The following is a 9,465-nucleotide window of genomic DNA, read 5'->3' as shown; positions in this document are numbered from 1 at the left end:
ATTACAACGCCATTAACCTGGCATTGTTTTTCTGTCGGAACTGCAGGTTACTTTAAATCAGGCAGTGACTGACTCACGCCCTGGTTAATACCGAGTTGTGGCAATAAATCATTCATCGCCGTGGCGTAATTTATTTGCGAATACCAGCTGTCGTATCGGGCGCTGACCTGTGAAAACTGCGCCTGGAATACATCCTGTTCCACGCTGAGTAAGTCATTCAGGGTGCGTTGATTGAGCTTATATTCGTTTTTATACACATCACGCGAGCGGACTGAATCCTGCAACTGATCCGCACTGGCCTGCAACTGCCCTTGTGCGCCAGCCCAGTTGGCATAAGCCACAGAGGCTTTTTGCAGTACATCCAGCTTGGCCTGATCGACCAGCGTGGCGGCAATGTTTTTATGCCCTTCCGCCTGGCTGACGCGGGCGGAAACCGCGCCTCCCTGGTAGAGCGGAGCATTCACGTGCAGCTGGATCTGATTATTCCAGTAAGGATTATTGGTTGTTTCGTAACGGGTTCGACTGGCCTGTAAACTCAGGGTCGGTAAATAATCAGACTTGGCTTTATTCACTTCAAATGAGGCGGATTCTTGTTGCGCCTGCGCATATAACACGGACGGCACCCGCGAATAATTAATATTATCCGGCATGACCGGCGGATCTAAATTCACACCGGACACGGGCAGGTAATGATTTGCTTTCACGCCGGTCAGCGACGCTAATTGGGCTTTCGCCGCAGATAAGCTCGCCTGATATTGTTTCAGTGTTGAACGCATCCCGGAAATACGTGATTGCGCCTGCAACACATCCGATCGGGTACTTAATCCGGCATCGGCGCGCAAAGAAGACATTCGCCGGACTTCTTCGAGCGCATTAATATTATCCTGCACCGCCTGGGTCAGATCCTGATATTTCAGCACATCGAGATACGCCGTTGCCGTTTGTTCGGCGACGTCAGACAGTGTCGCCAGCAGTTTGTAGCGATAGCTTTCCTGGGCAGATTTTTGCTGGTGAATACTGGCGTTGGTTTTGCCGAAATCGTAAACCAGCTGTGAGAGCGTCAGGCCGTAAGCCGCCGCATTGTTCAGACTGTTGAAGGAGTCCTGCTGCGTCGAGTTACCGGTATTGGCGGTCAGCCCGATTTGCGGATACCACGCACTTTGCGCTTCGCGGATTTGCGCCTGACCAATCCCCATCTGATACGCCTGCTGGGTAACGGACGGGCTGCGTGAAAACGCCTGCAAAATGGCGGTTTTCAGATCCACCGAATCCATGCCTTTCATCGACGGCGCAGTGGCCCACTGTGGCGCTGTTTCTGAAACGGCGGCCTGTGTGATAAACGGCAGCGTCAGAAACAGAGTGAGCACGCTGCACTTTGTTACGACACTCTTAAGCATTTTTTTCATCTGACGCTCCTGTCGGTATCCTGTCGGAAACATCCTCGTGCCGCTGTCGCACTGTTTCCGAAACATCTCTTCCTTTTCACTTACGGCATCATTATTGCAATGTTCCTCACTCAGAAATAGTGGCTGAAAACCGTCGGAACGCTCTGAAACAATCGGAGGACACATTCACGCGGTGCGAAAAATCCTAAGTTTTGCATTCATCAGATGAATGAATTTGCCTGTGATATCAGGGTGTTATTTTTCTCACAAAAAGTTGTCGTGAAGTGACAAAAAGCACACTGAAATCAGGGGATTCGTTCACAATCGTCGGAAAAGCTTTACAAAAGTCAGGCAAATCCTAGGAATATTTGCGAAATCCTTACAAAGAAAATCACCAGAATTTGTCTTATACAGCGTGGCAGGAGGGTGAAATGAGAGAAAAGCGAACGATTATTCTGAATAATTCCTTAGGGTGTTTTGCCTGAATCACTTCAGGCAAAGGTGAAAAATCAGCAGAATAAAAAACGGCGGAATTGTTTAATGAAACTGATGTGTTGAAGGGGGTATCTGCTCAGAGTTCGGCATTGCCGGGATTATCAAAACCTACACGCCCGATGAAGGGTAAACGCAGCGCCGGAGACTTAATATCAATGCCGAGATTTAGCCCTAACACATTGACCTCCACGCCTTCTTCCACGCCCATCGTGACGCCGAGAAGCCCCAGCACCGATACCTGAACGCCACGCCCCGACGGCGGTAAACCGATCGGATTGGTGATGCCGCGATAGTCTTTACCGATCGCATTCGACGGCATATCTAGCTTGAGATCCGGCACTTCACGGCCAATATGCGCCATAAAGGTATTACTGTTCGGGCCCGGCCAGGCGTGATAGGTATGCGGATAAGGGTAATTTTTGATGGCCGCTTCAATCTGCGGGATCAGCGCCTGCGCTGACGCGCCCCGGTGATCGACCAGCTTTCTCGGCCTTGAACCAAACCAGTAGCCGTCAGGTATGGCGTAGTTGCGGCGAACGACGTTGTCGCTGCCCCAGCTGACCACGTCGTAACGGGTAAAGGCGGTTTCCCCTTCACGTTTGAAAATAATCCACGGGTGGACGGCGACCAGCCCGCGCCATCCGTAAGTGGGTGCAACGTAAATCTGCACAATCGCGGTGTCTTTGAGCTTAACCGGGTCTGGTGCAATCCCGGCGGAATCACGGCGTGCCGTTGACCAGTTTTGCACGGGTTCTTCTTTGGTCTGGGTCGCTTTGGCATAGCTGTATCCAAATGACAGCAGCAAAACACAGACAAAGACGAGGCTAAACCATTTAAGGGTGATCATGCTTTTTTCACCTGAGAGAATTGTTCGAAACCTCCACATTACGCACTGCGCCGGAGGGTGGCAATAACGCATGGCATTTGCGGGCGTTCAGGCGGGAGGGAGCACGGAAATGTTGCGGGATGCGCGGCGGCGCGGGGTAAATCTGCACATAAAAAAGAGGGAGATATCGCTATCTCCCTCCGGGTATAAATGACAACTGACTTAGCCGTTAATGACGCTGATGTGTAAACACCGGCTCAGGCTGAGTGCGGCGACCCAACATGCCCATCGCACCGGCCAGTACGGCTTCAACGATTAACATAAAGAAGGCGAACCAGCTGGCTTTCGCCGTGGCGGCAGCGGCTTTCTCGCCAGCTTCACGGGCTTTCTGCTCCGCCTGCTGTTTCAGTTCTTCGTATTTTGCCCGCGCCTGCTGATAGGTTTTCTCAGCCTGGCTGACAATCTGATCCACTTCCTGATCGCTTTTACCGGTACGCGCTTTGATGATATTTTTCAGCGCTTCGCGGTCAGCGGCCTGGAATGTCGCTTCATTACGGGAAATAAGGCCCTTAATAAAGTTGGTCAAATCAGTGTCGGCAGTTTGCGGATGGTTCGCGGTGTCATCGGCCTGCGCCTGTGCATTATTGACTTCACCTTCCGCTTTATTTTGCAAGTTCTCCGGCTGTAATTCCGGTTTACCCGTCTGACGCAACGTGGTTTCAAGTTCATTCTGTAAACTGTCGAGGTTAATATTATTCTCGCCCAGTTTATCTTTTACCATCTGAGTCACCGGCGGCGCGGCGGCGGATATTCCGCTGCCTAACGTTTGCAACCCGGAACCCACCACGCTCATCGCACCGCTCATGGCATTATTCACCACCACCAGCAGGAACCAGGCGCAAATCAGCGTATTGACGCCAAACATTAACAGACCATGCAGCGCCCCTTCGCGCTGGGCCAGACGGCCGCTGGCGTAAGCACCGGCCGCGATGGAGATCAACATACTGGCACCGGTCCAGATGGCCGCGCCCATACCCAGACCGTCCAGCGGATTTTGTTCTTTCAGCGGATCAATGGTACTGGCTCCGACCGCGGTACCTAATATGGACAACAGCAGATAAACCACCATTGAAATAATGACACCCGCGAATACCGCACTCCATGAAATACGTTTAAGGGGAACAGAATTTACCGGTTCAACCAGCGTATTATTGTAATGCCCTGGTGCAGGGTTAGGGTTTTCAATCATTTTGATATCTCCATTGGTTACCATACTTTTCATTAAAAAAAAGCAAATAAGGTACGTTAAACTCCTGAGAACCACCGCATAAGGCCATATTAAATATATAAACCTGACAGCAGCTTAAATAAGATTAGCCATAAAACGGGAAATTGCCTCTGTCGCACCGCGAATTCAACGTCCGTTTAAGTCAAATTCGTCAAAAACTCATTAAAAATCATTACCTGTTCGCAATGAAACTATTTTAATTATTTTATAAAACCGGCCGGTGCGTAAAACGTGAAGACGTCAACCGCACACCGGGAAAATGGGACAGCGAGCCATTGCCGCCCCGCGGGCTCTGCCGCATACTGCCGGTAACATGACGAAAGGCTGAAAACGAATATCTGATATAACCCATTGAACATAAAGGATGAATATGACTAATTCTCAGAAAGCATTGATCATTGGCGCCTCGCGCGGTATCGGTTTAGGCGTGGTAAATGTTCTGGCAGAACGCGGCTGGCAGGTCACCGCGACGACGCGTGATGCGGTTCCTGCCGGCAGTCCGTCCTCTGCAGAGTGGCTGAAGCTGGACATCAATAAAGCTGATGAACGCAAGGCGGTGAAAGATGCGCTTTCAGACAGCACGTTCGACCTGATTTTTGTTAACGCAGGGGCATTCGGCCCGGATCATCAGGACGTCAATCAGGCAGATGATGAAGAGATCGTCAGGCTGTTTATGACCAACACGTTTTCCCCGGTGCGCTGCGCAACAGAATTGCTGCCTTTGCTGAAAGCGAAAACCGGTGTCATCGCGCTGATGACGTCTGAACTGGCAAGCCTGAATGAAAACGACGTCGCCACCTACCCGCTGTATTCCGCCAGCAAAGCGGCTTTGAATATGCTGACGCGTCCGCTGAAAGAAGAAACCGACAAGCAGGGTCAGACGCTGTTGTCCGTGCATCCGGGCTGGGTGCAGACTGACATGGGTGGCGAAAATGCCACGCTGACCATCTCTGAAAGCACCAACGGCATTGCTGATGTATTCGAAAAATGGCGCGGCAAAGGCGGCCATCATTTTGTGGAATATTCCGGCCGCGAACTGCGCTGGTAAAGGTTCACACCTGTTTAAAACGCTAAATAACGGCCTCTGCGGAGGCCGTTTTGCATGGTGGCAATCCGCAGGCAGCACCGCCAGACCGCGTACGACAACGTTGTTCACTCTGCGGGTTGAAGATTTGCCGCAGGTTTTGTGATAAATATACGACTCACCTTGTTTGTTAATTATTTGTATACACAATAATTGCCGGGCTAACGAGTCGTCACCGACCGCAGACCCGGCATCTTTCATTTTCTTCAGGGATTTGTCATGTCTGCTCTCTCCGGCCAGTCGGACTCACTGTTACAGCACCGCTCGTTTGTCGCTTTCTGGATCGCCCGTGCGGCATCCAGCTTCGGTTTCCAGATGCTTTCCATTGTGGTGAGCTGGCAGATTTACTCGATGACCGGCCGGGCGTTCGACCTCGGGCTGATCGGCCTGGTGCAGTTTCTGCCGTCGGTGTTGCTGGCGCTGGTCGCCGGCCACGTTGCCGATCAGTTCGACCGCCGCCGCGTGGTGCTGCTCGGGCAAATTGCCGAGTGGGTCGCTATCGCCGCGCTGGCCTGGCTGACACTGACGCATCACGTAAATGAAGTGGTGATCCTCAGTTTGATTTTCATGATTTCCACGGCCAAAGCGATGGAAGCGCCTTCCCTGCAATCGATGTTGCCTGCGCTGGTGCCGCCGCATTTGCTGGCGCGCGCCATGGCGGCGAACAGCGTTTCCGGCCAGGCTGCGGCGATGGTTGGCCCTGCGCTCGGCGGCTTTTTGTATGTCGCGGGCGCCGGTGTCGCATACGCGGTGTGTGCGGCGCTGTATCTGTTGTCGATTGTGATGGTGAGCCGTTTACGTTACGAACATACGCCACCGCGCCGCGTACCCGCGACGTTCAAAACGCTTTTCGCCGGGATCGGGTTTATCCGCAACCGCCCCGACGTGCTGGGCGTGATTTCTCTGGATCTGTTTGCCGTGTTGCTCGGCGGCGCCACCGCCCTGCTGCCCATATTCGCGCACGATATTCTGCACACGGGGCCGTGGGGATTAGGTTTGTTGCGCGGCGCGCCTGCGGTCGGTGGATTGATTGTCGGTTTCTGGCTCAGCCACCGGGCGCTTAACCGCAACGTCGGGAAAATCATGTTTGCTGCCGTCGCCGGTTTTGGTGCCGCGACGCTGGTGTTCGCATTTTCCACCTCGCTGTGGTTATCCATTCTGGCGCTGTTCGCCCTCGGCGGATTCGATATGGTGAGCATGGTGATCCGTGGCGCACTGGTGCAGCTCGATACGCCTGACGATATGCGCGGCCGCGTCAGCGCAGTCAATTCCATCTTCATCAACACTTCAAATCAGCTCGGCGAGTTTGAATCCGGCCTGATGGCGGCCTGGCTCGGCGCAGTGCCTGCCGCGGCCATCGGCGGTGTGGGTACGCTGATCGTGGTCGGCTTATGGATGACGTGGTTCCCCGGCCTGCGCAAACGGCAGAAGCTGGAAAACGAAGTGATTGCAGCATAAATGTATGGCGGGGATTTTCGTCACTGGAACAAATCCAAAATCCCCAATATACTCAACTCATTCATTCACCAACGTTATATAAGGAGGATTGCCATGCTGACCCGTGAAGTTTTTTTAATTTCACTCGTCCTTAGCGATCGTCACTGCTCAGGTATTTCCGGCACCGTGCCGCGATAACCCGCCTGAGCGAAGCTAACTGACAACCTGAGAACTTCCCTCCGGCTTACCGGTTATCGTCGGCGTTTCTGACGATGGGCATAGCTATGCCTGAAAACCTGAGTAAGCAACATGACAACATTATTGTCTGCACAATCCTTATCCTTTGATAATACCTTCGGCCCGCTGCTGGCTGAGATTTCCTTCGGCCTGAAAAAAGGCGACCGCATCGGGCTTATCGGCCATAACGGCTGCGGTAAAAGTACCCTGCTGAAAATCCTCAGTGGCGATCTGGCCGCGTCTTCCGGCACGGTGACGCTCTCCGGCCAGTGTCTGATGGCCCGTATTGAACAGCATCTGCCGGCAGCGCTCGCCGGGGGTTCGCTGATTGACGCCGTGCTGAACCATCTGCCGGAAAGTCTGCATCAGCCGGAACGCTGGCAGGCAGAAGTGCTGCTTGCCACGCTGGGGTTTGACGAAACGGCCTGGGATCTGACCGCCGGCACGCTCAGCGGCGGCCAGCACACCCGCCTGCTGCTGGCGCGGGCGCTGATCCGCCAGCCGGATTTGCTGCTGCTCGATGAGCCGAGCAACCATCTGGATCTCCCCACCCTGCTGTGGCTTGAGCAGTTTCTGAAAAACTGGAACGGCAGCTTTGTGCTCGTTTCCCATGACCGCAGCCTGCTGGATAACGTCACTAATGCCACCTGGATCCTGCGCGATAAAACCCTGCAATTTATCCGTTTGCCTTGTACGCAGGCCCGTCTGGCGCTGGAGGAAAAAGACTGCGCTGACGCTTTGCGCCGCAAATCCGAGCAGAAGGAGATCGACCGCGTGGAAAAAAGCGCCAAACGGCTGGCGGTGTGGGGCAGCGTGTATGACAACGAAGGGCTGGCGCGCAAGGCCAAGCAGATGGAAAAACAGGCAGAACGGCTGAAAGACGATCAAACCGAGGTGACAGCCGGTAACCTGTGGAAATTGCGGCTTAACGGTGAAGCCTTACCGGCTGACCGCGTGCTGGCGATGTCCGGTTTGCAGGTATGCCCCGCGCCAGAGGCTCCGGTGCTGTTTAAGCTGGAAGAGATGCGGGTGAAAAGTGGCGACCGTATTGCGCTGGTCGGGCGCAATGGCTGCGGGAAATCATCACTTTTACATACGCTTTGGCAGGCGTTTATCCACCGGGACTCAGTGGTTCCCGGCGTGATTTTTCACCCCCGCGTGCGTACGGGTTATTACGATCAGAGCCTGCAACAACTGCGTGATGACGACAGCCTGAGCGATGCGCTGGCACAGTTTGCTCCGCTGCTTGAGGAACAACGAAAAATGGCGCTGATCGGCGCCGGATTCCCGTACATCCGCCATCAGCAAAAGGTCAGCACGCTGAGCGGGGGTGAGCGTTCACGGCTGCTGTTTATCGGCCTGACGCTGGCGAACTACTCGTTGTTACTGCTCGATGAGCCGACCAACCATCTGGATATGGAAGGCAAAGAAGAGCTGGCGGAAACGCTGAAAACCTTCAGTGGCGCAGTGCTGCTGGTGTCGCACGACCGGCGGCTGATTGAACAAAGCTGCAACCGGTTCTGGCTTATCGACAAACAGCGGCTGGAGGAGTGGCATGACCTTAAACCGGTTTACACAATGTTAGCAGGCGGGCCGCCGCCGGTTGCGTTGGCTGCCGAGAAGCAGACATCCGCAATACCGGTGCAGGAAACTGAAGAGGAACGCCTGCTGGCGATGCTGCTGGATCTGGAAAGTAAGCTGGAGGAAGACCGTGCGCGGAAGCCGAAACATCAGAAACCAGAGTTGCAAAACCGCTGGCAGCAGCAAATCGCCGAGCTGAACGCCCTGCTGGATTTGACCTGACGACCGCAGTGCCGCAAGGACGCGGCCTTTATTTCTGGTGTATTCGTCCCTTTTTGTCAGGACGGTGCGCTTTAGAGAAGATTGTGTGCTAAAAAAACCTGTCAGCCTGAAAATCAGCCGGAGAGATTATGTTTAACGTACTGCGCGCCGCGCCTAAAACAACATTCGAATACGGCCCTTTCAAAATCAGACGTATGCGGCCAGGCCTTATTCTGCCGGACGCGGGTGATGAGGCATTCGGCCCGCTCAGCGTCATCGACCACGCCACGCTGGACGTAGGCACAATGGTCACCCTGCACGAACACAACAATGATGAAATTCTCAGCTACCTGTGGCGCGGATCGATGGTCCATGAAGACGCCGCAGGGCACCGCGTGGCGCTTTCGCCGAAAAAACTGATGATGATGAATGCCGGTAAAAGCATCTGGCACGAGGAATCCACCCCGCTCGTCGCGACGGAAATGTTGCAAATTTTTATCCGCCCGCGCAAAGCCGATTTAGAAAGCCGCGTTCAGTTTATGGAACGTCCGGAGGGCATCGGGGTGGATCACTGGACCATGCTGGCCGCGCCGGAAGGGATCAATTCGCCGCTGGAAATTCATCAGGCGGTGTATGTCTATGATATCCGGCTGGAGAAAGATTCCACCACCGCTGTCCCGTCGCATCCGGGTTTTGCCCAGTGGATGTATGTCATGGACGGTGAAATTACTCTTGATGAGTACCGGCTTGAGAAAGGTGATGCGATCAGTGATGTCGCGAGCGGCCTGCCGGTGGCAAAAGCCAGCCGTGAATCAACGCTGGTCTGTTTTTTGGTGTTGCTCGGGGCAGAAGCCAGCCTGGCGGGAACCATCAGCGGAACATAAAAGCGGAACATAAAAATCATGTGGATTATATAATCACAGGATTTTGG

Annotated in this window: 7 protein-coding genes; 4 read left to right on the top strand and 3 right to left on the bottom strand. The window is 53.9% G+C overall.

Annotation, left to right across the window (positions count from 1 at the left end):
- Window positions 1-47: 47 nt before the first annotated feature.
- From ED901_RS16895 to ED901_RS16885, 3 genes are all read right to left on the bottom strand, one after another.
- Window positions 48-1,406 carry a TolC family outer membrane protein gene (locus tag ED901_RS16895; protein ID WP_082465701.1) on the bottom strand — a complete coding sequence of 453 codons (1,359 nt, stop codon included), beginning with the start codon at window positions 1,404-1,406 and terminating at the stop codon, window positions 48-50.
- Between the two features lie 550 nt (window positions 1,407-1,956).
- Window positions 1,957-2,727 (bottom strand): DUF3750 domain-containing protein, encoded by a 771-nt coding sequence (locus tag ED901_RS16890; protein WP_056772644.1) that lies wholly within the window; start codon window positions 2,725-2,727, stop codon window positions 1,957-1,959.
- A 208-nt stretch (window positions 2,728-2,935) separates the two neighbouring features.
- Window positions 2,936-3,955: a hypothetical protein gene (locus tag ED901_RS16885; protein WP_240993953.1), complete on the bottom strand. Its 1,020-nt coding sequence runs from the start codon at window positions 3,953-3,955 to the stop codon at window positions 2,936-2,938.
- Window positions 3,956-4,364: 409 nt separating this feature from the next.
- On the opposite strand from ED901_RS16885, the gene ED901_RS16880 reads away from it, so the two are divergent.
- The 4 genes from ED901_RS16880 to ED901_RS16865 all read left to right on the top strand — a co-directional run bounded on the left by ED901_RS16880 (window position 4,365) and on the right by ED901_RS16865 (window position 9,418).
- The gene (locus ED901_RS16880) at window positions 4,365-5,042 is read left to right on the top strand and encodes an SDR family oxidoreductase (RefSeq protein ID WP_122096594.1); all 678 of its coding nucleotides are present in this window, start codon (window positions 4,365-4,367) and stop codon (window positions 5,040-5,042) included.
- Between the two features lie 255 nt (window positions 5,043-5,297).
- Complete coding sequence (locus ED901_RS16875) at window positions 5,298-6,536, top strand: MFS transporter (RefSeq protein ID WP_122096593.1); 1,239 nt, start codon at window positions 5,298-5,300, stop codon at window positions 6,534-6,536.
- A 288-nt stretch (window positions 6,537-6,824) separates the two neighbouring features.
- Window positions 6,825-8,555: an ABC-F family ATP-binding cassette domain-containing protein gene (locus tag ED901_RS16870; protein WP_122096592.1), complete on the top strand. Its 1,731-nt coding sequence runs from the start codon at window positions 6,825-6,827 to the stop codon at window positions 8,553-8,555.
- Window positions 8,556-8,683: 128 nt separating this feature from the next.
- Window positions 8,684-9,418: a pirin family protein gene (locus ED901_RS16865; RefSeq protein WP_122096591.1), complete on the top strand. Its 735-nt coding sequence runs from the start codon at window positions 8,684-8,686 to the stop codon at window positions 9,416-9,418.
- Window positions 9,419-9,465 lie beyond the last annotated feature (47 nt).

The organism is Rahnella sp. Larv3_ips (assembly GCF_003697865.1).
GTDB lineage: Bacteria > Pseudomonadota > Gammaproteobacteria > Enterobacterales > Enterobacteriaceae > Rahnella > Rahnella rivi.
Note: the sequence above shows the minus strand (reverse complement) of the source record. Positions and strands in the feature narration are given on the sequence as shown.